The sequence below is a fragment of the Shinella sp. M31 genome (assembly GCF_049199205.1).
GTDB lineage: Bacteria > Pseudomonadota > Alphaproteobacteria > Rhizobiales > Rhizobiaceae > Shinella.
The window spans coordinates 15,299-36,485 of sequence record NZ_JBLZPH010000022.1 but is presented as its reverse complement, the minus strand read 5'-3'; the positions used below and the strand labels follow the sequence as shown (position 1 = coordinate 36,485).

Below are 21,187 nucleotides of genomic sequence, written 5' to 3'. Positions count from 1 at the left end.
TTCCCCTTTTGGTTTCAATGCGAACGGATGCGTGGATCGATCATCGGCGCGATCAGATCGGCGACGAGATTGCCGACGATGATGGCGAAGGCGGAGGTGAGCGTGACGCCCATGATGATGGGAATGTCGACCTGCTGGATCGCTTGCCAGGCGAGCTGGCCGATGCCCGGCCAGCCATAAACAGCCTCGACCACCACGACGCCACCCATGAACTGGCCGATATCGATGCCGATCATCGCGACGATAGGCAGGATGGCATTGGGCAGCGCATGGCGCAGCACGACGCGGCGGCCGGAAAGCCCCTTGGCGCGGGCGGTGCGGATGAAGTCCTGGTTCAGCACATCGATCATCGCCGAGCGCGCCATGCGCGCATACCAGCCGGCGCCGAGAATGCCGAGCGTCATGGCCGGCAGCACGACATGGGCGGCCGTGCCGTAGCCGCTCATCGGGAACCAGCCGAGCGTGGCGGCAAAGACATAGAGCAACAGCAGCGCCACAACGAATTGCGGGGCGGAGACGCCGACGAAGGCAGACGCCATGACGATGCGATCGATCGCGCCGCCGCGGTTCAGCGCGGCGACGATGCCGAAGGTGAGGCCGAGCAGCACCTCGACGAAGATGCCGGCGGCCATCAGCGTCAATGTGGCCGGCAGACGAGCGGCGATCAGCGTCGCCACCTCGGTCTTCTGGGCATAGGAGCGGCCGAGATCGCCCTGAACGAGATTGCCGAGATAGTGCAGGAACTGGCTGAGCAGCGGCTGGTCGAGGCCGAGTTCGCGGCGAATGTTCTCGACCGTCTGGGCCGTCGCGCTGCGGCCGGCCAGCATGCGCGCCGGATCGGCCGGCAGCGCATAGAGCAGCACGAAGGTGATGGCGGCCACACCGAGCAAGATCAGACAGGATTGCACGAGGCGTTTTGCCAGCAGCGTTACCATCAGCCGCGGCCCCGCTGCGTCGGATCGAGGATGTCGCGCAGCGCATCACCCACCAAGTTGAAGGCGAGCGCCGTCAAGAGGATGACCGCGCCGGGGAAGAAGACGAGCCAGGGTGCGGCCTGGAAATAGCTTTGGCTCTCGAAGATGATGTTGCCCCAGGAGGGTTGCGGCGGCTGCACGCCGATGCCGAGGAAGGAGAGCGTCGCTTCGAGCAGCACCGTCGTCGCGATGCCGAGCGTGCCCCAGACGATGGCGGTCGGCACGAGATGCGGCAGGACGTGCAGCAGCACGATGCGGGCATTGCCGGCGCCGAGCGCCCGTTCGGCCATGATGAAATCGCGCTCCACCAGCCCGCGCGTCTCCGTATAGACGATGCGCGCCACCTGCACCCAGTTGACCAGCGCGATGACCATGGCGACGATCCACAGGCTGGGTTTGAGGATGGCGGCCAGTACGATGGCGAGCAGCAGGGCCGGAAAGGCCATCATCAGGTCGGTGAAGCGCATCAGAAGTCCGCCGACCCAGCCGCGCATGTAGCCGGCGGTCACGCCGACGAAGAGACCGATGGCGACCGCGATGCCGTTTGCGACGAGGCCGATGATCAGCGAGGTGCGTGCGCCATAAAGCAGGCGCGAAAGCAGGTCGCGGCCGAGCGTATCCGTGCCAAGCGCGAACTGTTCGCCGGGCGGCATCGGCGCGCCCTCCAGCGTCAGGCCGTCGAACATCTGGTTGTCGGGTTCATAAGGCGCAAGCCACGGTGCGGCGATGGCCGCGAAGACGACGGCGAGAACGATGACGAGACCGAAAACCGCGGCGGGCTGGCGGCACAATTCCTTCAGGACCCGCATCGACCGACCTCGCGCAGGGTTTCGGAACCGCCCAGGAAGAAGGCGGCGAGCTGTTCGATGGGCATGCGGCGGCGCATGGCGCAGTCACGCAGGATGGCATAGGCCTTCTCGTCATCGATGTGCCGCTCGGCCTTGAGGCGGACGATGGCGGCGAAGACGATGGGCCTGAGCTTCAGCCGTTCTTCGAGATGGTCGATGCGGCGGCGCGCTTCCATGCGCTCGGCATGGATGGAGACGGCCAGCACCAGCGCCGGATAGACGGCGGAGGCCGCGACCGGCTTTGGGATCATCGCACCGGCACCATGGCGCAGCGCAAAGGAGATGCGGCCCGGCGCTTCCGAACCGAGCAGCGCCACAACGGGGCAGGCCGGCGCGGCATCGGAAAAGGGCAGAAGTTCGTCCCAGCCGCGATCGGCATCGATCAGCACCAGATCCGGCAGGTCGGCCGCCGCCAGCGGCGTCCACTGGATGGATACGGCTATGCCGAGCAGGCCGAGCTGGCGGCGCAGGCGACCCGTATTGCCATCTTCCTCGCTGAGGATGACGGCGCGCCAGCCGGTGAAATTCGGGGTCCTCGTCGTCATGACACGACCCTCAGGCGCGGTGCCGGCTTGGTCGACGCGCCCGTCAGATAGGGATCAGCGGCAAGGGCCGGGGCGGAGGCGATGACGTCGAAAACGCGCCGCTCGTTGATGCGGCCGAGCAGGAAGGGCAGCGCGGCATGATTGGTCGCCGCATCCACCCGCATGGCGCCGAACAACGACGGCCAGTCGCGGGCGAGAACTTCGCTGCGCACGCGCTCCGGCGCATCGGAGCCGGCGGCCTCGATGGCTGCGATGCAGAGGCTGACGGCCGTATAGGCGCTGGCAAAAAGGCTGGAGACGATGCGCTCGCCGCCGCTCCAGGCGGTCAACCGCGCTTTGAAAGCCTTGTTATCGGGCGTGTCGAGCGTATCGAAATAGGAGGCGGCGCAGAGCTGGCCGAGGGCGGCACCGTCCCTGATGTCGCCAAGTTCGCATTCCTGAAGATCGCAGCTGGCAACCGGGCAGTTTTCCGGCAGGAAGGCCGGGTCGCGCTCGCCGAGCTCGCGCATCGCGGCGAGAAACGCATAGCTCGACGGCCCCACGAGATTGTTCAGCACGAAGCTCGGCCGCTTCTCGGCGATATCGGCGACGATGCGCGCGACGGCGGTTTCCTCCAGCGGCAGATAGCGCTCGCCAAGCACCGTGCCGCCGGCATTGTGGATCAGCTCGCGCGCCAGCCGGTTCATTTCCCAGCCCCAGACATAGTTCGCGCCGACCAGATAGGGCCGTGCGCCGTGGCGCGGCAGGAGGTAATCGAAGAGCGGGATCAGGTGTTGGTTGGGGCAGCCGCCGATATAGATGACGTTCTCGTTCGCCTCGAAACCCTCATAGGGACACATGTACCACAGCAGGCCATCGTGCTTCTCGACGAGGGGAATGACTTCCTTGCGCGCCGAAGAGGTAATCGTACCGATGATATGACGGCAGCCGTGGTCCCGGATGAGGCTGCGCGCGCCCTCCAGATAGGCCGAGAGATCGGCGCGCGGATCGAAGAAGACCGGCTCGATCTCGGATCCGCCGCGGGCGCGATAATCGTGAAAGGCGAATTCCGCGCCGGCATGCGCATCCCGCCCCATCGCCCCATAAGGGCCGGAGGTCGAATAGAGGATGCCGATCTTCACGCTTTCCTGCACCAGCCACCAAAACGAAAAGCCCACAGCGGGAAGCCCCGGAAACCGGGCCGCTGTGGGCGCTATTGCCCTTCGACAAACGAAGTCATGTGAGATGTCGCGAGAACGCGTCCCGCATATTGGAGAGGATTGAAATACGCTCGGTCGGTCTTTGTCAAGGACCCGGCCGACAGGCTTGAGATGGAACGGCTGGCCTAAGCCATTCTCGCCAATGCTATCTCAAAAACCAGGAGGCCCCGGCGGACGGTCAAATCATGGTGCCCGGCGGGAAAACGACAGTATCCCACCGCTCAGTCCAGATGGCCTTCGGCGACGATCGAATTACCGAGCAGCCGGATTTCCGCGTCGAGAAATGGCGGGACATCCGGTGCGGGCGGTGGGGAAACACCCTGATGAAAGGCCCTGACGATAGCGGCAAGCGAGGCATGCAGCCGCGTCGAACCGTCCTTGCCGAAGAGCTCTTCCGCTAAAGCGGTATTCCCGCCCGTGGCAGACGCCGCTTCGATCTGCCACGCGGCCGCGAGCAGGCGATAGGCAAGCCGCTGGGTGGCAACCACGGCGGGCCAGAGCGGCTCGGCCGCAGTCCGGCTCTTGGCACTGCTGCCGACGGCGGTGTCAAAGCTCTGCAACAACAGGATCGTGTGATGCTGTAGATTTCGCCGCGCATTGCGCACGCCCACCGTGTCGGCGTCGCCGGACGCCAGATATTGGGAGACCAGATCGATTGCGCCCCAGGTGCGCAACAGCTCCTGCGAAATCGCCCGCGTCGCGCCACGCTTCGCCAGGAGCACGAACACCACGATGCCGATCGCACATCCGAGGATCGTATCCAGCGCGCGGATCCAGACCTGGTGGGAGATATCCGCCACCGGATGACCGCCGGAGGCGATCGTGAGCGCAATCGCCGTGATGAAGACCACAGCCAGTCCATAGTTCCTGAGAACCAGCATTTCGATGATGAATTGCAACATGGCGATGGTGGCGGCGAACCAGAGCCCCTCGGGGTGCAGATACAACACGGCGCCCGCCAGTGCCGTGCCGATCAAGGTACCGCCGACCCGCTGGACCGCCCGCTGCAGCATCGTTGCCCGGTCGAGCCCCTGATAGAGCATCAGCACGGCCGCAGCCGTGATCCAATAGGAATGCTCGATATTGGTCATCCAGCCGACGAACCCGCTGACCGCAGAGGCCACCGCTACGCGCAGGCCGATCTCGAACGGCTGCGCGCCCGGTCGCGCGCTTTCCTTCAGCGCCTGCCAGCCGCTGACGCGCCCAAGGGGCACATGATGCGGATCGGTCCTGTCCTGCGGTGTTGCTCCCTGCGCGGCGATTGCCGCCACACGCTCGATTTTCGTCTCCGGGATCGGTTCGCCGGCCGCCACGGCATTGATCGCCTCCGCGAAGATCATATGCAGTTCCCGGCCTTCCATGCGAAGCCGGCTCAGCGTTCCATCCGGGCGAGGTCGAACCGGCTGCTGGCCGACCAGCACCGTCCAGGCCATATGGAGGGCAACAGCCGCCTGATGCCTGGCGGCATCGGCACGCGCCGTTTGCGCCGCGCTCAGAAAGTCACCGACCGCGCGGGCCGCCGCTTTCAGCGCCAGGATTTCGGGTCCCCGCGGCGCGAAGATCACCCCCACCATATGCAACGACCAGGCAAAGGCCCCGCCGGCAAAGACCAGCGTGCCCACATGCCACCATGCCAGATGCTCGGCGCCCATCGCCGTACCGGCAGCGACCGCGAGCGTGAAGAGATAAGCGCCGGGCGGCGAGACCTTCAACGCGCTGCACAGGAACGCGGCGGCACCCGCGATCAATGTAATCACCGGAATGATCAGCCAGGCCGTGCCGCCGGCCGCCACACCGATCATCACCGCAAGCGCGAAGGCTATCGCAATCGCCCCAAGATGGAAGGCACGGTTCAGGAACGGCCGGTCATTGCCATAGACAGCCGTGAAGCCGCCGATCGTTGCCATCAAACCCGCCGGCAGGTCGCCAGCCAGCCAGCCGATGGCCGCCGGCACGCCCATCGCCAAGGCGGCACGCAGCGCAAAAGGCCATCGGCGCCCCCCCGGCTTGTTCAAGACGAACAGCGACCTCAGTCGGAACGCCGGGCCCGTCGGCAGCGTAGTATCGGGCTTCCTCGTTGATTCAGGCATGGTGGTCCGTGACGCTTCGGCTGATCGACGCTAACTCGCGTCGCATGGATTGGCAATCGAAGCGCCTAAAGAGATTTGAACCGAATTTCCCCGGAACTGAATCGTTAGAGGCCTGCCCAGATAGCACTCGGAAATTCGGCGCTGAATGTTAAGCGCACCAGTCCAAAAATTGACACCGGCCACAACCATTCGACTGGCCGTCCCGATAGACGACACCAAGCAATATACTAAAATATTGATGTTTTGCCGCTCCACTACTGCGCCGGAGAGGAGCATTCGCCAGTGACGAATGCCCTCCCGGGCAAGCTTCAGAACGGGTAGTGCTGATGCGGATCCTCGATCGTGATCCAGCGCAGATCCGTAAATTCGGCGATCGCCGCCTTGCCGCCAAAGCGGCCGTAGCCGGAGCCTTTTATGCCACCGAAGGGCATCTGCGCCTCGTCATGCACCGTCGGCCCGTTGATGTGGCAGATGCCGCTCTCGATGCGGGCGGCGACGTCCATCGCGCGCCTGATATCCCGGCTGTAAACGGAGGCTGACAGGCCGTATTCCGTGTCATTGGCGATCGCCACCGCCTCGTCCTCGTCCTTCACGCGGATCACCGGCTTGACCGGGCCGAAACTCTCCTCGTCATAGAGGCGCATGCCGGGCGTCACGCCGTCGAGAACCGTGGCTTGGACGACACTGCCCCTCCGCTCGCCGCCCGCGGCAAGCTTTGCACCCTTCTCGCGGGCGTCGGCGATGAGGCCATCCATTTTTTCCGCCGCCGCAGGGCTGACGAGCGAGCCGAGAACGACATGTCCGCGCGGATCGCCGGCCGGCAGCTTTGCGGCCCGGGCAGCGAGCTTTTCAACGAATTCGTCGGCTACCTTTTCATGCACGATCAGCCGTTCGGTCGACATGCAGATCTGGCCCATATTGGCGAAGGCGCCGAAGATCGCGCCATTCACCGCCGCATCGATGTCGGCATCGTCGAGCACGATCATCGGCGCCTTGCCGCCGAGTTCCAGCAGCGCCGGCTTCAGGTGCCGGCCGGAAAGCTCCGCGATGATGCGGCCGACCTTGGTCGAGCCGGTGAAGTTCACGCGCCGCACCTCGGGCGCCGAAATCAATGCCTCGACCACGGCGGCGGCATCCTCGGGCGCATTGCTGATGACGTTGACGACCCCTTCGGGGAAGCCTGCCTCGACGAAGCCCTTGCCGATGGTGACATGCATGCCCGGGCAGGCTTCGGAGGCCTTGAGAATGACGGTGTTGCCGCAGGCCAGCGCCATGGCGATGGCGCGCACGCCGAGGATGACGGGCGCATTCCACGGCGCGATGCCGAGGCAGACGCCGGCCGCCTGCCGGATGCCCATGGAAAGCGTGCCGGGCTTGTCGGAGGGGATGATCTCGCCCTGGATCTGCGTCGTCATGCTGGCGGCCTCGCGCAGCATGTTGGCGGCGAGCATGGTGTTGAAACCGGCCCAGGGGGCCGTGCCGCCGGTCTCCGCGATCATCAGTTCCGCAAAATCGCCGGCCTTGGCGGCAAGCACGTCCGCGGCCTTGTTGAGAAGCGCGCGGCGCTCGCCGGGGCCGGTCTTCGACCAGGCCGGGAAGGCCGCGTGGGCCGCAGCAACGGCCGCCGCCACGTCGTCGAGACCCGAGGCGGGCGCGCGGGTCGCCACCTGCCCGGTAAACGGATCGAGCCTTTCGAAGGTCTTGCCGGACGCGGCGCCGACGAATTTGCCGCCGATGATCTGCTGAATATCAGTCGTCATGAAAATCTCCTAGAAACCAAGCACGTCGGCATTGATCGACGCTTCGAGGCCGCCATCGGCGGCAAGATTTGCCCCATTGATCCAGCGTGCCGCATCCGAGGCGGCAAACAGGATGACGGGTGCGATGTCGGATGCAGTACCCGCCCGGCCGGTGCGGTCAATGTCGGAATCGACCTTGGCGTCGCCGAGCACGGAGCGGAACTGGGTGAGGATCGGCGTTTCCACCGGGCCGGGGCTGACGGCGTTGACGCGGATGCCGCGCCGTTTGAACAACGGCTGATGCGCGGCCATCTGCGTCCAGAGGATCAGCAGTTCCTTGGAGAGCGGATAGCCGATCTCATCGGGCACACCGTTATCGGCCAGAACCCTGGAAATGTCGGGAAATCCGGGCGCGGCGACGAGCCTCTTCGCCCGCTCCAGATTGGCGCGCCAACCGTATCCGGCGACGGAGGCGACATTGACGACTGCACCGCCTTCGCGGATGCGGCCTGCAAGATTCTCGCTGAGCAGCCGCAAGCCGTAGAAATTGATCGCCAGCGTAAGCGCCGCACCGCCGGTTCCGGAAACGCCGGCGATGTTCAGCAGCGCATCGATGCGCGGTGGCAGGCGCTCGACGATAGCTGCGATGCCCTCGGGCGTGGAAATGTCGCCCTTGAGGAAGGCACCGTGGCGGGCGGGCGGGTCGCGCATGTCGATGCCGATGACGTCGGCGCCCTGCGCGATCGCCAGTTCGGCCGTGCGGGCGCCGATGCCGGAGGAGACGCCTGTGATGACGATGGTCTTGCCGTTGAGCATGGTCAGTCCTTTCTGGAGGGGGACGGGATGTCCAGCCGGTAGCCGACCGGCATGAGGGAGACCCCGAAACGGGTTTCGATGGCGCCCCACAGGCCGAGCGGCAGGAAGAGCGAGAACAGGAGGGCGACGGCGCCGAGGCCGATGAGATACCAGACGCCGAGCGCGCCGAACCAGGTCTCGATGGCGAAGAAGATCACCGCGCCAAGGATCGCGCCCTCGAACCGGCCGATGCCGCCGACCAGCACCATGAAGATCATGTAGGCCGTCCACTGCACCGAAAAATAGGTCTTCGGCTGGAAGGTGGTGGCGCTGGCAAGCCACAGCGCCCCGGCGACGCCGATACCGAAGGCGGCGAGCACGAAGATCAGCCGTTTGGTCCTGGCGACGTCGATGCCGAGCGAACCGGCAGCCTCCTCGTTGTCGCGGATCGCCTGGATCGCGGCGCCGGTGCGGCTGCGCAGCAGCGCGAACAAGCCGCCGAGCAGGCCGGCCATGGCGGCAAGCGCCATCCAGTAGATAATGTCGCGCCTGGTATCCGCCGCATAGGCATTGAGCGAGATCAGCGAGCGGCCGGTCTCGCCCTGAATAAGACCGTCGAGATTGACCATGAGGTGGGTGAGCGCCGAGACGACCCACATGCCGATGGCGAATTCGCCGCCCTTCAGCCGCAGCATGACACGCGACAGCGGATAGGAGACGGCGGCGACGAGCAGGCTTGCGAGCGCCATCGCCACGAAAGGATCGATGCCCGCTTCGGCAAGGCGCACGGTGAAATAGGCACCGAGGCCGAAGAACACCTGCTGCCCCACCGAGACCAGCCCGCCGTAACCGGCGAGCGCATTCCACATCGCCGCCACGATGACGTAGACGAACAGGGCCGTCAGCCGGTCGATGGCGCCGGCGCCGAGGATGGCTGGCAGCAGGGCGAGGCCGACAAGCACGGCCACCGATGCCGTGACCGCATGCCGGGAGGCGCGGGTCCAGCGGTGGACCTTGGCGGACGAAACGACAGCGCTCATGCGGCACCTCCCCGGCGGATCAGGCGGGCGGGCATGGACGCCAATTCCGGAAAGATCAACCGCGCAAACAGGATGATCAGGAAGACGGCATGCCCGGCAATCAGGAAGCCGAGCGGATGCAGCGAGGCTCCAAACGTCTGGGCAAGACCCAGCACGATGCCGCCCGCCAGTGTGCCCCAGAGCGAACCCGCGCCGCCGATCACCGATGCCTCGAAGGCGAAAAGCAATTGCGGCGCGCCGGAATAGGGCTCGAAAGTGGCACGCATGCCGAGCGCCATGCCGGCGATGGTCACCGTGACGAGGGTGATGGCCGCGGCCGCCGCATTGACCCGCCGCGCGTCGATGCCGACCAGCCCGGCCGTATCGGGATCCTCCGCCGTGGCACGGATCGCCCGGCCGATATTCGTGTGGCTCAGCATCAGTTGCAGGCCGGCAAGCAGCAGCACGGCGGTGAGGAAGATCAAGACCGGCAGCTTGCCGACATAGAGCCCGCCGGGAAGCTCGAAACTATCCCAGGAGAGATCGCCGATGGCATTGGCAAGCGAGCGGGTATCGGCGCCGAACTGCTCGAACAGCGCATTCTCTATCACCATCGACAGGCCGAAGGTGGAGAGGATCGGCAGCAACTGCCCGCCCCGCGCGCTGCGGTCGAGGATCAGCCGCTGGATCAGCCAGCCGGCCACAGCCATCACGGCAACCGCGATGAAGAAGCAGGCCCAGAGCGGCAGATGCGCCCGCTCCGACAGCACGAAGATGAGATAGGCGGCTGAGACCGCAAAGCTGCCATGCGCGAGATTGATGATGCGCATGACGGAGAACATGAAGGACAGGCCGCAGGCGATCAGGGCGTAATAGCCCCCGAGTAGGATGCCCTGGACGATCTGGTTGGTCATGCCGGCACCCTTTCGTTCTTCTTCCGGTTGAGGCCGAAATAGGCCTCGGTCACCTGATCGCGCGTCAGCTCTTTCGCGCGCCCTTCCAGCACCGCCCTGCCTTCCAGCAGGCAGATGACCCGGTCGGCGACGGCCATGGCGCGGGACAGATCCTGCTCGACGAGGAGGATGGTGGTGCCGGATCTCATCAACCCGTCCAGCGAAGCATAGACGCGCTCGACGATGGCCGGCGAAAGGCCGAGCGAGACTTCGTCGAGCAGCAGGATATCGGGATTGCTCATCAGCGCCCGGCCGATGGCCGTCGCCTGCTGCTCGCCGCCGGAAAGGTGCCCGGTCTTGTGGCCGATGCGTTTCCTGAGATTGGGAAAGACGTCGAGGATGCGCTCGACCGACCAGTCGCCCTTGCGGCCGGCCATCGCGCCGAGCTTGAGATTTTCGGCGACCGTCATCGCGGCGAACATCTTTCGCCCTTCCGGCACCAGCGCGATGCCGCGCCGCACCCGCTGATGGGCGGCCAGCCGCGTCACGTCCTCGCCGGCGATGGTGATAGAGCCGCCGTGGACGGGATGGGCGCCGGCCAGCGTGCGCAAAAGCGTCGTCTTGCCCGCACCATTGGCGCCGACCAGCGCCAGGATCTCGCCCTTGGCGATGCTGAAAGAGAGGCCGCGCACCGCTTCGAGCAGGCCGTGGCGCGCGGTGAGGTTTTCGACCGAGAGCATCGTCATTGCGTGCTCCCTCCGAGATAGGCGCGCACCACCTCCGGATCGGCCATGACGGCCTGCGGCTCGCCATCGGCGATGATGCGCCCGGCATCCATGCAGATCAGCCGTTCCACCACCTGCAGCAGCACATGCACGATATGCTCGATCCAGACGATGCCGATGCCGCGCCGCCGCAGTTCCTGGATCGTCGTCACCAGTTCCTGCGCCTCGGAATCCGTCAGTCCACCGCCGATCTCGTCGAGCAGGATGACTTTCGGGCCGGTCGCCAGCGCCCGCGCCAGTTCCAGCCGCTTGCGATCCAGAAGCCCCAGCGTCTCGGCGCGCCGGTTGGCGACGCCGAGCATGCCGCAGAGTGTGAGCGAATCGACCGCCCGCTCATAGGCCTCGTCGCGGCTGCGCACGTCGCTGTGCGCGGCAGCGACATGGACATTCTCGAAGGTGGTCATGCCGGAAAACGGTTTGGGAACCTGGTGCGTGCGCACCAGGCCGAGCCGGCAACGTGCCGCGGCGGAAAGCCGCGTCACGTCCTGCCCGCCGAAGGCGACCGTACCGGCACTCGGCTGATAGGCGCCCGAAAGCGTCGCGAGCAGCGTCGTCTTGCCGGCGCCGTTCGGGCCGACAATGCCCACCGCCTCTCCCATGCCCATCGAGAAATCGACATTCTCGAGCACGGCAAGGGCGCCGAACCGCTTGGTGATGCCGCGCCCCGAAAACCGTGCGTCTGTCTTTTCCACCGTCACGCCGCTCATCCGTTATAGGCAAGGAGCTTCGCCCCCACCGGCACGTTCGGATCGGTGGCGTTTTCCGTCACGACATAATCGAGCGGGAATTTCGAACCCTCCGGCGCCTTCACCCATTGCGTGCCGATAATCGGGCCGGGCGAGACGTTCGGCACCGGGCCGGAGGTGAAATCGACCTTGCCGGCGATGGTCACGGTGTTCAGCATCGACAGCGATTTGGCGACGGCCTCCTTGCTCTTGGGATCAGCCGCCTGTTTCAGCGCGTCGAAACCGGCATCGAACAGCGAAAGGGTCGCGCCGAGCTGCTGCGTCCACTGCTTGCCGGACGCGGCCTCGTAGCCGTCGGCCAATTCCGGGCCGCTGACGCCCGAAACCGAGGAGTTGTAGGGAAACGCCTTGTGCCAATAGGCGGCGCTGGCGAGATTGACGCCGAGATTGCCGAGCGCCTCGACGCCCGAGGGGAACAGGCCCGTCTTGGCGACCTGGATGATCTTGACCTGCCGGTGCAGACCCTGCTGGGCCGCCTGCCGCCAGAAGGTGGCGAAGTCGGGCGGAATGGGGAAGCTGTTGACGATCTCGACGCCTTCCTGCTTGAACAGCGCGATCTGGCTCGAAAAATCCGTGGTGCCGGTCTCATAGGCGCCGGGATCGACGATGGTGTAACCGTCCTTCTCGAGCAGCGGCGCGAGATTGGCGCGGATCGCGTTGCCGTCGGCATCGTTCGGATACATGACGCCGACCTTGCGGTTGGTCTCGATCAGCTTCCACTGCGACACATAGGTCTTGTGAAACTCACCGACGCCGAAGCCGAAATGATAGGTCCATTTAAACGGCGAAGGCTCGCCCGGCTTGGCGCCGCGGCCGAAATACCAGGCCTCCCAAGGCATGACGGTGGACAGGCACGGCATGCCGGCCGCCTCGCAGGCGTCGGCGACGGGATTGATCGTCTCGGGCGTGGAGACCGCCAGCATCAGGTCGATCGCCTGGTTGTTGATGAGGTCCTTGGCAAGCTGGCCGGCACGCGAGGGATCGGACTGCGTATCCTGGTCGAGGATCTCGACCGCATAGGTCTTGCCGGCGACTTCGATGCCGTTGGCCAGCGCCTTGCGCACCACCTCCAGCACATAACCGTCGGTTTCGCCGAAGCCGGCAAGCGGGCCGGTGCGCGGGCTGATGAAGCCCACCTTCAGCGTATCGGCCGCGAAAGCCGGCCTGATGCCCATCGCGATCGCAGCAGTGGTTGCGCCCGTTGCGGCCAGCAGCGCGCGACGGGTCAAGCCTTTCGGCTTCCCTTTGGTCATTCCATCCTCCCTTGGTGAAGTCGTCCCGATCCGCCCTGGGCTAGATCGGGTATTCCTCCTTGCCGCCGGATATCGTGATCCAGCGCAATTCCGTGAACTCATCCAGTGCGGCGGGACCGCCGAACTTGCCGTAACCACTCGCCTTGACGCCGCCGAAGGGGATCTGCGGCTCGTCGCCGACCGTCGCCGCATTGATATGGCAGATACCGGATTCGATGCGGCGCGCGACATCGAGCGCCCGGCCGACATCGCGGCCAAACACCGCACCGGAAAGCCCGTATTCGCAGTCGTTGGCGACCGTTATCGCCTCCTCGACCGAGCCGACGCGGATGATCGCCGCGACCGGCCCGAAGCTTTCCTCGCGATAGAGGCGCATCGTGCGCGTGACATAGTCGATAACAGTGGCATCCATGAAGGCGTCGTGATTGTCGCCGCCGGCAAGCACGGTCGCCCCCTTGGCGACGGCGTCGTCGATCAGGCCGCGCACGCGCCGCGCCGATTCCGCTGTCACCAGCGCCCCGAGCGGCAGGTCGCCGCGCGCCGGATCGCCGGCACGCAGGGTTTTGGCCTTGGCGAGAAACTTCTCGACGAAGGCGTCCGCAACGTCGTCCAGGACGATGATGCGCTCGGTCGACATGCAGATCTGGCCCTGGTTGAAATAGGCGCCGAAGGCAGCCGCGCCGACGGCGAGATCGAGATCGGCATCGTCAAGCACGATGAAAGCGGCCTTGCCGCCGAGTTCCAGCAGGCAGCGCTTAAGATGTTTTGCGGCAATCTGGGCGATGATGCGCCCGACACGGGTCGAACCGGTGAAATTGATGCGGCGCACGACGGGATGGGCGATCAGCGCCTCGACCACCGCGGAGGCATCGGCCGGCGCGTTCGAGACGATGTTGAGCACGCCGGCCGGGAAGCCGGCCTCGGTCAGCACGTCGCCGATCAGCCGATGGGTGGCCGGGCAGAGTTCGGAGGATTTCAACACCACCGTATTGCCGCAGGCGAGCGCCATGGCGATGGAGCGCACGCCGAGGATGACCGGCGCATTCCACGGCGCGATGGCCAGGCAGACACCGGCCGGCTGCCGATAGGCCATCGAGGTCCGGCCCACATAATCGGTCGGAATAAGCTGGCCGCCGATCTGCGTCGTCATGGCCGCGGTTTCGGAAAAGATCTTCGCTGAAAGCGCGACGTTGAAGGCGCTCCATTCGCGCGTCGCGCCGGTCTCGGCCATCATCAAGGCGGTGAAATCGTCCTGGCGGGCGAGAAGCAGCCGCCCGGCCCGTTCAAGCAGCGTGCGGCGATATCCGGGGCTCGTTTGCGACCATTCGGGAAAAGCCGCGGCGGCGGCATCGGCAGCAGCGGAGGCGTCCACGGCGCTGGCGGCCGTCGCGATCGTAACGAGATCGCCGCTAACCGGACTGTGGCGCTCGAAGGTCGCACCGCTTGCGGCCTCGACATCGCAGCCGCCGATCAGCATCGGCACGCGGCGGGCCGGCGCCGAGGCGCTTTCAGGCCTCTCGGATTGCGGGCTCAACCGCCTGTGAAGATTGCTCGAAGCCGCCATTCCCGCCTCCTCCCAAAGGCTCTTGAAGAAAATGCTACGCCTTGCCGCCAAAATGAGAATGTGATTTTCTGGCCATTCATTGTTGTTTTCTGGCCATAAGGCGCATGGTTATCGATCCCGGCATCCATCATGACGCGCGTGGCGAGGCGATCGAGCCCGCCATCCAGTCCCGCGTGCTGCGCATCGGACAGCCGACGCAACGCTGGTTCCATCACGCGCTGCTGCTTTTGCGTGGCAACATTCACCTTGCGCGCGGCGAAAGCCCGGTGACGATCACCGGCCCGGCCTTCGCCTTTTTCCCGCCAAGCAAGGAAGAGGTGCTCACGGTGGCGGCCGGCAGCCGTGGCTATCTCGTCGGCGCCTCGCCTGAAATCATCGGCGATGCGATCGGCGACCATGCCGAATCCGCAGCACTGCGGGTATTTTCCGCCGGCTTTTCCGTGAACGACGCCCTTACGTCCGCAAGCCTGCGCGAGATGACGCCGCTGTTCGAGGGAACGCTGGCGGAGCTGGCGACGGAGGGCCGTGGCTCGCGCATGGTCGTTGCGGCCTATATGCGGCTGATCCTGATGACCCTCTGGCGGCTTCAGCACATGCCGGCGGAGGAAGAGCGCCTGGCGAGCACCGGCTCCATCCTGCAGCGGTTCCGCCAGGCGGTCGAAATCGGTTTCCGCCGCCATCGCAGCATCGCCGCCTACGCCGCCGAACTCGGCATCACCACGGACCGCCTGCACGCCATCTGCCAGCGCACGCTGTCCCGCTCGCCGATCGAGCTGGTGCATGACCGCCTCGTGCAGGAGGCCAAGCAGCGGCTGGAGCGTTCCGCCCGCGACGTACAGGAGATCGCCTACAGCCTCGGCTTCCGCGACCCCGGCAATTTCAGCCATTTCTTCAAGCGCAAGACCGGCCTTTCGCCGGCGCGCTACCGGGCAATCGCAATCCAGAAAACCAGCAGCGTACCGGTCCCGACCGCCTCGGATTATCACGACTGGCCCTGAACCAGGATGTCATTTCATTTCGCCAGATATCCGCCGTCGGCTTCAAAGCACGCGCCGGTAACGAAGGAAGCGGCATCCGAGAGCAGGAAGAGAATGACATTGGTGATCTCGTCTGCCTGACCAACCCGTTGCATCGGGTGTAGTGCGGCTGCGGCGTTGCGCTTTTCATCGCTCAGATGACGGAGCAACGGCGTGTCGATGAAACCCGGCGCAACGGCGTTGATGCGAATGCCTTGTGCTGAATGGTCGAGGGCGGCCGCTTTCGTGAAGCCGATGACGCCATGTTTGGCGGCGGTATAGGCCGGCTGGCCGGCAAAGCCGCGAAACCCCATGATGGAAGAGACATTGACGATGGATCCGCGGCCGCGCGCCAGCATGGCCGGAATCTGGTGCCGCACCGCGTTGAACACGCCGGTCAGGTTGACCGCAATGATCCTGTCCCATTGCTCGGCCGGATAAGACGCGGTCTCGCAGCGCGGCAGGTCGATGCCGGCGGAATTGACGGCGAGATCGAGGCCGCCGAACGTATCGACACCCCGCCTGATCGCCTCTTCCACACTGGCAATCGCCGTGACGTCGACCTCGACCGCCAGCACGGTCGCCGATGCGAGCGTTTTGGCAAAGGCGTCCAGCCGTATCTTATCCCGATCCACGAGAACGAGCTTTGCACCGAGATCGGCTAGCCTGCGGGCGGTCGCAGCGCCGATACCCGAGGCGGCGCCGGAAACGAAGGCAACCTTGCCCGAGAATGCCGCGGGATCGAAAAGGGAAGATGCCATGCGTTCACGCCTGCCGTGATCTACTTGTAAACGCCGACCCAGATGATGATGGTCGGTTCGGTCTTCGAGGGATTGTGGGAGCGATAGGTCGACGAGCGATTGAAGCGGTAGCTGTCGCCCTCGACGAGTTCGAACTTTTCTTCATCCACCCAGAGCTCCAGACGCCCCTTGAGGATGTAGCCGTACTCGGCGCCTGACGTCGGCACGTTCTTGGGTTCCGTTTCCAGGCCAGGCTCGAAGGTCGACATCATGAATTCGACGTCGGAATCGAGCTGCGGCGTCAGGAGCTCCGTTCGCGCACCCCGGTGCAGCATGAAGCGGCGCTGGCCGCTGCGAACGACGATATCCTTTTCGCGCTCGGCGTCGGGCTGCTTTTCTTCCAGATCGACGAACCAGCTCATCGGCACGCCGAAGATCGTACAGGCGGCGTAGAGATCCTTCAGCGTCGGCTGCGACAGGCCGCGTTCAAGCTGGCTGACATAGCCCGTCGAGCGGTTCAGCCCCTCGGCAAGCTGCTGGATGGTAATGCGGCGAGAGCGCCTAAGCTCGCGCAGCGTCTTCCCGACATGATCGGGCGTCGGGGCTTCGAAAACAGAATTGGACATCGAGCATAACCTGATAAATTCACTTGAATGATGGAATTGATCAAACGCTTCACCGAAGTCAACGCCAGCCTTGGATTGCAATCCCCGCCGGACCGGTTGTCCCCATCTACCGGACCACCTCAGCCAAACGTTCCCGCCGTGGTGCCGCCATCCAGCATATAGACCATGCCGTTGGCATAACTCGCCTGCGGCGACAGCAGGTGGCGGATGGCATCGGCCACTTCGTCCGGCCTGGCGAAACGGCCGAGCGGCACGCGGCGCTCGTAGAAGGCGCGATCGTAGCCGCCGCCGCTCTCCTTCAGGAGACCATCGGCCATCGGCGTGTCGACGAAGCTCGGGCAGACGACATTGCTGCGCAGGCCTTGGGAGCCATGGTCGAGCGCCATACAGCGGATCAGGCCCACCACGCCATGCTTGGATGCGCTGTAGGCGGCATAACCGCGTGAGCCGCGCACGCCGGAGTCCGAACTGACCGCGACGAAGGCGGAGGACGAATTGCGCAACAGGTGCGGGACCGCATGCCGCGCCAGCAGGAACGGGCCGGTGAGGTTCACGGCCAGCGTTATCGCCCAGGTCTCGTCGGTCAGCGTCGTGACATCGCCTTTCCGCGCGATGCCGGCTGCGGCAACCACGTCGGAAAGGAAGCCATGTGCTTCAACGGCCCGACCGACGGCGGCGGCGACATCGGTATCCAGGGAGGCGTCACCTGCCTCCGCGATGACGGCCGCTCCCCGGTTTTGGCACGCGCTTGCCACCTCCGCCATCGCCGGTGCGTTGCGATCGAACAGGGTGAGCGCGACGCCCTCTTTGGCGAGACAAATCGCGGTGGCCCGCCCGATCCCGGAGGCCGCGCCGGAGATCAGGATGGATGTCTGGGCTTTCGACATGTTTCCTCCGTATACGCCGGTCAGGCGCCGAGATAGGCAGCCTTGAGATCGGGATCGTTGAGCACGTTGTTTGCGCCCCCCTCCACCGAGCAGCGGCCGGCGTCGATCACGTAGGCATAGTCGGCGATTTCCAGTGCCACCGCCGCATTCTGCTCGACGACGATGAGGCTGATGCCGGACTTCGACAGCGTGATGATGATCTCGAAGATCTGGTTGATGATTTTTGGCGCCAACCCAAGCGAAGGCTCGTCCAGCATCAAAAGCTCGGGCGTTGCCATCAGCGAGCGGCCGATCGCCAGCATCTGCTGCTGACCGCCGCTCATGCGGCTCGCCAGCGAATGCCGCCTCTCCTTGAGGATCGGGAACATGTCGTAGACCTGGGTCCGGATCTCGTCGAAGCTGCGCCCGCGACCGGGGATGTAACCGGCCAGCAAGTTCTCCTCGACCGTCAGTCGCTGGAGAATCTGGCGCCCCTCGGGGCAATGGGCGAGACCGAGGCGGGTGATCTCTTCCGGTGGCAGGCCCTTGATCGGGCTGCCCTTGAATTCGATCTCGCCGGAATAGATCTGCGTCAGGCCGGAAATCGAGCGTAGCGTCGATGTCTTGCCCGCGCCGTTCGCGCCGATGATCGTGACGATCTCACCGGCACGGACTTCCAGATCAATGCCGAACAATACCTGCGTTCGCCCGTAGCCCGCCTTGAGCCCGGCGACTTTGAGCAAGCTTGCGGATGTCGTCGAGTTCTTCCGTGGTTCCAAGATAGGCCTCCTGCACTCTTTCGTTCGTGCGCACCAGATCTGGCGTGCCGGAGCAAAGCAGCTCGCCATAGTTCAAGACGTCGATCCGGTCGGAAATGGACATCACCATGTCCATGTCGTGTTCGACGAGGATGATCGCGCGGTCTTCACGTCTCAGGCCGGCGATCATCGCCGCCATGTCCTTCGTTTCGGTATGGTTGAGGCCTGCGGCCGGCTCGTCGAGCAGCACGATCGGCGCCTGCGTGACGAAGGCGCGCGCCAGTTCGAGGATTTTCTGTCGGCCGTAAGGCAGGTCGCCGGCCAGAACATCCGCCACATCCGACAGATGGAATTCGGCGAGGCAGGCGTGGCAAATCTCGAGCCGCTCGGCCTTGCTCAACCGTTTCGCACCGGTCAGGAAGGTCAGCCACGACTGCGGGAAGAAGCAGACCTCCAGATTCTCCAGAACCGTCATGCCATCGAAGAGGCGGAGGTTCTGGTAGGTGCGCGACACGCCAAGCTGGGCTATACGGTGCTTAGGCAGCCGGTTGAGCGCCGTTGCGCCGAGCCGGATGGTGCCTGACGTCACGGAATAGGAGCCGGCGATCATGTTGACGACCGTCGACTTGCCGGCACCGTTCGGCCCGATGATCGAGTAGATCGAACCGACATCGAAGGACAGCGACAGGTTGCGGATCGCAACGAGCGAGCCGAAATGCTTGCTTACGTTTTCGAGGGCGAGAGCCATAGGGTCCGGACCTTTCGAATGATGAAGCCGAGGTTGAAGCGGGGGGAAACGAGGCCGCCGGGGCGAAGAACGATGACGGTCACGAGAACGACGCCGTAGATCAGCAGGCGGTATTGCGCAGCGAAATGCAGGATTTCCGGCAGAACCACGAGCACGACCGCCCCCGCGATGACGCCGACGATGTTGCCGACGCCGCCGATGATGATGATCAGGACGACGAGCAGCGATTCCTGGAAGGTGAAGCTTTCCGGGCTGACGAAACGCTGGAACGCGCCGAAGATCACCCCGCCTGCCCCGCCGATCGCCGCGCTGAGCGCGAAAGCCAGCAGCTTCAGCGTCGTCGTGTTGATGCCAAGGCCCCGCACCACGTCCTGATCCTCGCGCAGCGCCCGCCAGGCTTTGCCGAGGATCGAGCGTTCCATGTAGTAGACGCCGGCGCAGACGATGATGGCCAGCACGAGCAGCAACCAGTAGAAATGCACCGGCGTGGTCAAGGGCAGGCCGAAGAGGCTTGCCCTGTCGAGACCCGCGATGCCCTGCGGACCGTTGGTCAGATCATCGGCATTGTTGATGGCGATGCGAATGATCTCGCCGAAGGAGAGCGTGACGATGGCGAGATAGTCGCCGCGCAACTTCAGCACCGGGAAGCCGAGGAGCACACCCGCTATGGCGCCGGCCGCAGCACCGATGAACAGGACGACGATGAACGGCAGATGGATGTCGAACTGCCCGCTGGCAAGCAAGGCATAGGCATAGGCGCCCACCGCGTAGAACGCGATGAAGCCGAGATCGAGCAGACCCGCATAACCGACCACGAGGTTCAGGCCGACAGCGAGGATGATGTAGATCAGGATACTGTCCACGACGCGGACGTAATAGGACGGAAGGTACGGCACCAGCATAAGCAGAACCACGCAGAGCGCGAGAACCGCAAGAAGGCCGAGCCGCCGGGCGATCACCGAATTCCCCATGGGTCAGTAATCCTTCTTTGCGACGGTCGTTTCTTCCGAGACGGTCTCGCCGAGCAGGCCGGCGGGCTTGAACAGAAGAACGAGGATGAGAACGGCGAAGGCGAAGACATCGCGATATTCCGTGCCGATATAGCCGAAGGAGAGGATCGGCAGGAACGCCGTGCCGAAAACTTCGATCGCGCCGAGCAGGAAACCACCGAGCATGGCGCCCGGAATGGACCCGATGCCGCCAAGAATAGCAGCCGTGAACGCTTTCAGGCCGATGACGGAGCCCATGGTCGGCTGCATGATGCCGTAGTAGGACGCGTACATGATACCGGCCATGGCGCCGAGCCCCGGGCCGATGAAGAAGACGAGGCTGACGGCGCGGTTGACGCGAATGCCGAGCAGGCTCGACGTCGTCCAGCTTTCGGACGCCGCACGGATCCAGATGCCGAGCCGCGTGCCGTTGACGAAGAGTGTCAAGCCCACCATCAGCAGGACAGCCGCAACGAGGATGCCGAGCTGTACCGTGGTCACCATGCCGCCAAGAGCGTCGATCGGCGTGCTCGGTACGATGGCCGGGAAATGCACCGGCTGCGGACCCACCGTCACACGCACCGCGCTTTGCAGCACGATGGACATGCCCAGCGCGCTCAGCATCGGCGCAAGGCGGCCATAGGCGCGCAGCGGCCGGTAGGCGAAGCGCTCAATCGCCACGCCAAGCAGGCCGACGATCACGAAGCTCGCGACGATGGCGATGGCGGAGTCCAGTACCGGGGCCAGACCACCGAGACCGAGGAGGCCGCTAAAGATGAACGTGTAGACATACGGGCCGAGCATAAAGAACTCGCCGTGGGCAAAGTTGATCAGACGCATCACGCCGTAGACCATCGTGTAGCCGAGGGCGATCAATCCGTAGATCGCACCGATGGCGAGCGCGAAGATCAGCTGTTGAAGAAAATAGTCGAACAAGGGGATCGCCTTTATGACGACGGGCCGGTACGGACTGCACCGGCCCCGTTGAACAAAA

The 21,187-nt window shown here is 64.8% G+C and carries 21 protein-coding genes; 1 reads left to right on the top strand and 20 read right to left on the bottom strand.

The genetic code is table 11. The annotated features are described in order from the left end of the window. Positions 1-14 precede the first annotated feature (14 nt). The 13 genes from ACOZKU_RS03860 to ACOZKU_RS03800 all read right to left on the bottom strand — a co-directional run bounded on the left by ACOZKU_RS03860 (position 15) and on the right by ACOZKU_RS03800 (position 14,363). Positions 15-935 carry an ABC transporter permease gene (locus tag ACOZKU_RS03860; protein WP_314086039.1) on the bottom strand — a complete coding sequence of 307 codons (921 nt, stop codon included), beginning with the start codon at positions 933-935 and terminating at the stop codon, positions 15-17. Beyond that, positions 935-1,783 (bottom strand): ABC transporter permease, encoded by an 849-nt coding sequence (locus ACOZKU_RS03855; RefSeq protein ID WP_421577740.1) that lies wholly within the window; start codon positions 1,781-1,783, stop codon positions 935-937. The genes ACOZKU_RS03860 and ACOZKU_RS03855 overlap by 1 nt, the downstream gene beginning before the upstream one ends. Beyond that, complete coding sequence (locus ACOZKU_RS03850) at positions 1,771-2,367, bottom strand: ANTAR domain-containing response regulator (protein ID WP_421577739.1); 597 nt, start codon at positions 2,365-2,367, stop codon at positions 1,771-1,773. Before ACOZKU_RS03850 ends, ACOZKU_RS03855 begins: the two co-directional genes overlap by 13 nt. Further along, positions 2,364-3,500 (bottom strand): transporter substrate-binding protein, encoded by a 1,137-nt coding sequence (locus ACOZKU_RS03845; protein ID WP_421577797.1) that lies wholly within the window; start codon positions 3,498-3,500, stop codon positions 2,364-2,366. The genes ACOZKU_RS03850 and ACOZKU_RS03845 overlap by 4 nt, the downstream gene beginning before the upstream one ends. 287 nt (positions 3,501-3,787) lie before the next feature. Continuing rightward, complete coding sequence (locus tag ACOZKU_RS03840; RefSeq protein ID WP_421577738.1) at positions 3,788-5,581, bottom strand: FUSC family protein; 1,794 nt, start codon at positions 5,579-5,581, stop codon at positions 3,788-3,790. A gap of 383 nt (positions 5,582-5,964) precedes the next feature. After that, positions 5,965-7,416 carry an aldehyde dehydrogenase gene (locus ACOZKU_RS03835; RefSeq protein ID WP_421577737.1) on the bottom strand — a complete coding sequence of 484 codons (1,452 nt, stop codon included), beginning with the start codon at positions 7,414-7,416 and terminating at the stop codon, positions 5,965-5,967. A 9-nt stretch (positions 7,417-7,425) separates the two neighbouring features. Beyond that, on the bottom strand, positions 7,426-8,211 hold the full coding sequence (locus ACOZKU_RS03830) for a coniferyl-alcohol dehydrogenase (protein ID WP_421577736.1): 786 nt from the start codon (positions 8,209-8,211) through the stop codon (positions 7,426-7,428). A 2-nt stretch (positions 8,212-8,213) separates the two neighbouring features. Continuing rightward, positions 8,214-9,230 carry a branched-chain amino acid ABC transporter permease gene (locus ACOZKU_RS03825; protein WP_421577735.1) on the bottom strand — a complete coding sequence of 339 codons (1,017 nt, stop codon included), beginning with the start codon at positions 9,228-9,230 and terminating at the stop codon, positions 8,214-8,216. Further along, positions 9,227-10,123 carry a branched-chain amino acid ABC transporter permease gene (locus ACOZKU_RS03820; RefSeq protein WP_421577734.1) on the bottom strand — a complete coding sequence of 299 codons (897 nt, stop codon included), beginning with the start codon at positions 10,121-10,123 and terminating at the stop codon, positions 9,227-9,229. Before ACOZKU_RS03820 ends, ACOZKU_RS03825 begins: the two co-directional genes overlap by 4 nt. Further along, on the bottom strand, positions 10,120-10,848 hold the full coding sequence (locus tag ACOZKU_RS03815; protein WP_421577733.1) for an ABC transporter ATP-binding protein: 729 nt from the start codon (positions 10,846-10,848) through the stop codon (positions 10,120-10,122). The genes ACOZKU_RS03820 and ACOZKU_RS03815 overlap by 4 nt, the downstream gene beginning before the upstream one ends. Beyond that, positions 10,845-11,585, bottom strand: coding sequence for an ABC transporter ATP-binding protein (locus ACOZKU_RS03810; RefSeq protein WP_421577732.1), 741 nt, complete (start codon positions 11,583-11,585; stop codon positions 10,845-10,847). Before ACOZKU_RS03810 ends, ACOZKU_RS03815 begins: the two co-directional genes overlap by 4 nt. Before the next feature lie 5 nt (positions 11,586-11,590). Further along, complete coding sequence (locus ACOZKU_RS03805; RefSeq protein WP_421577731.1) at positions 11,591-12,886, bottom strand: ABC transporter substrate-binding protein; 1,296 nt, start codon at positions 12,884-12,886, stop codon at positions 11,591-11,593. Between the two features lie 40 nt (positions 12,887-12,926). Next, entirely contained in the window at positions 12,927-14,363 is a 1,437-nt protein-coding gene (locus ACOZKU_RS03800) for an aldehyde dehydrogenase (RefSeq protein WP_421577796.1), read from the bottom strand. Between the two features lie 191 nt (positions 14,364-14,554). Between ACOZKU_RS03800 and ACOZKU_RS03795 the strand changes: the two genes are divergently transcribed. Next, a complete protein-coding gene (locus ACOZKU_RS03795; RefSeq protein WP_421577730.1) occupies positions 14,555-15,448 on the top strand; it encodes a helix-turn-helix domain-containing protein in 894 nt (297 codons plus the stop codon). Between the two features lie 14 nt (positions 15,449-15,462). Here ACOZKU_RS03795 and ACOZKU_RS03790 read toward each other — a convergent pair whose 3' ends face one another. The 7 genes from ACOZKU_RS03790 to ACOZKU_RS03760 form a co-directional block, all read right to left on the bottom strand. Further along, positions 15,463-16,227 carry an SDR family NAD(P)-dependent oxidoreductase gene (locus tag ACOZKU_RS03790; RefSeq protein ID WP_421577729.1) on the bottom strand — a complete coding sequence of 255 codons (765 nt, stop codon included), beginning with the start codon at positions 16,225-16,227 and terminating at the stop codon, positions 15,463-15,465. A 20-nt stretch (positions 16,228-16,247) separates the two neighbouring features. Then, positions 16,248-16,832: a helix-turn-helix domain-containing protein gene (locus tag ACOZKU_RS03785; protein WP_117372207.1), complete on the bottom strand. Its 585-nt coding sequence runs from the start codon at positions 16,830-16,832 to the stop codon at positions 16,248-16,250. A gap of 119 nt (positions 16,833-16,951) precedes the next feature. Further along, positions 16,952-17,719, bottom strand: a complete 768-nt coding sequence (locus tag ACOZKU_RS03780) for an SDR family NAD(P)-dependent oxidoreductase (RefSeq protein WP_421577728.1) — start codon at positions 17,717-17,719, stop codon at positions 16,952-16,954. Positions 17,720-17,739: 20 nt separating this feature from the next. Next, positions 17,740-18,441, bottom strand: a complete 702-nt coding sequence (locus ACOZKU_RS03775) for an ABC transporter ATP-binding protein (RefSeq protein ID WP_421577727.1) — start codon at positions 18,439-18,441, stop codon at positions 17,740-17,742. Beyond that, positions 18,380-19,204, bottom strand: a complete 825-nt coding sequence (locus ACOZKU_RS03770; RefSeq protein ID WP_314086087.1) for an ABC transporter ATP-binding protein — start codon at positions 19,202-19,204, stop codon at positions 18,380-18,382. Before ACOZKU_RS03770 ends, ACOZKU_RS03775 begins: the two co-directional genes overlap by 62 nt. Then, the gene (locus tag ACOZKU_RS03765) at positions 19,180-20,175 is read right to left on the bottom strand and encodes a branched-chain amino acid ABC transporter permease (protein ID WP_421577726.1); all 996 of its coding nucleotides are present in this window, start codon (positions 20,173-20,175) and stop codon (positions 19,180-19,182) included. Before ACOZKU_RS03765 ends, ACOZKU_RS03770 begins: the two co-directional genes overlap by 25 nt. A 3-nt stretch (positions 20,176-20,178) precedes the next feature. After that, positions 20,179-21,129, bottom strand: coding sequence for a branched-chain amino acid ABC transporter permease (locus tag ACOZKU_RS03760; protein WP_421577725.1), 951 nt, complete (start codon positions 21,127-21,129; stop codon positions 20,179-20,181). Positions 21,130-21,187 lie beyond the last annotated feature (58 nt).

Bases quoted from the DNA above. Each gene is read 5' to 3' on its own strand.
- ACOZKU_RS03860 (WP_314086039.1), bottom strand. From the start codon at position 935: ATGGTAACGCTGCTGGCAAAACGCCTCGTGCAATCCTGTCTGATCTTG.
- ACOZKU_RS03855 (WP_421577740.1), bottom strand. From the start codon at position 1,783: ATGCGGGTCCTGAAGGAATTGTGCCGCCAGCCCGCCGCGGTTTTCGGT.
- ACOZKU_RS03850 (WP_421577739.1), bottom strand. From the start codon at position 2,367: ATGACGACGAGGACCCCGAATTTCACCGGCTGGCGCGCCGTCATCCTC.
- ACOZKU_RS03835 (WP_421577737.1), bottom strand. From the start codon at position 7,416: ATGACGACTGATATTCAGCAGATCATCGGCGGCAAATTCGTCGGCGCC.
- ACOZKU_RS03830 (WP_421577736.1), bottom strand. From the start codon at position 8,211: ATGCTCAACGGCAAGACCATCGTCATCACAGGCGTCTCCTCCGGCATC.
- ACOZKU_RS03825 (WP_421577735.1), bottom strand. From the start codon at position 9,230: ATGAGCGCTGTCGTTTCGTCCGCCAAGGTCCACCGCTGGACCCGCGCC.
- ACOZKU_RS03820 (WP_421577734.1), bottom strand. From the start codon at position 10,123: ATGACCAACCAGATCGTCCAGGGCATCCTACTCGGGGGCTATTACGCC.
- ACOZKU_RS03815 (WP_421577733.1), bottom strand. From the start codon at position 10,848: ATGACGATGCTCTCGGTCGAAAACCTCACCGCGCGCCACGGCCTGCTC.
- ACOZKU_RS03805 (WP_421577731.1), bottom strand. From the start codon at position 12,886: ATGACCAAAGGGAAGCCGAAAGGCTTGACCCGTCGCGCGCTGCTGGCC.
- ACOZKU_RS03800 (WP_421577796.1), bottom strand. From the start codon at position 14,363: ATGCTGATCGGCGGCTGCGATGTCGAGGCCGCAAGCGGTGCGACCTTC.
- ACOZKU_RS03795 (WP_421577730.1), top strand. From the start codon at position 14,555: ATGGTTATCGATCCCGGCATCCATCATGACGCGCGTGGCGAGGCGATC.
- ACOZKU_RS03790 (WP_421577729.1), bottom strand. From the start codon at position 16,227: ATGGCATCTTCCCTTTTCGATCCCGCGGCATTCTCGGGCAAGGTTGCC.
- ACOZKU_RS03785 (WP_117372207.1), bottom strand. From the start codon at position 16,832: ATGTCCAATTCTGTTTTCGAAGCCCCGACGCCCGATCATGTCGGGAAG.
- ACOZKU_RS03780 (WP_421577728.1), bottom strand. From the start codon at position 17,719: ATGTCGAAAGCCCAGACATCCATCCTGATCTCCGGCGCGGCCTCCGGG.
- ACOZKU_RS03770 (WP_314086087.1), bottom strand. From the start codon at position 19,204: ATGGCTCTCGCCCTCGAAAACGTAAGCAAGCATTTCGGCTCGCTCGTT.
- ACOZKU_RS03765 (WP_421577726.1), bottom strand. From the start codon at position 20,175: ATGGGGAATTCGGTGATCGCCCGGCGGCTCGGCCTTCTTGCGGTTCTC.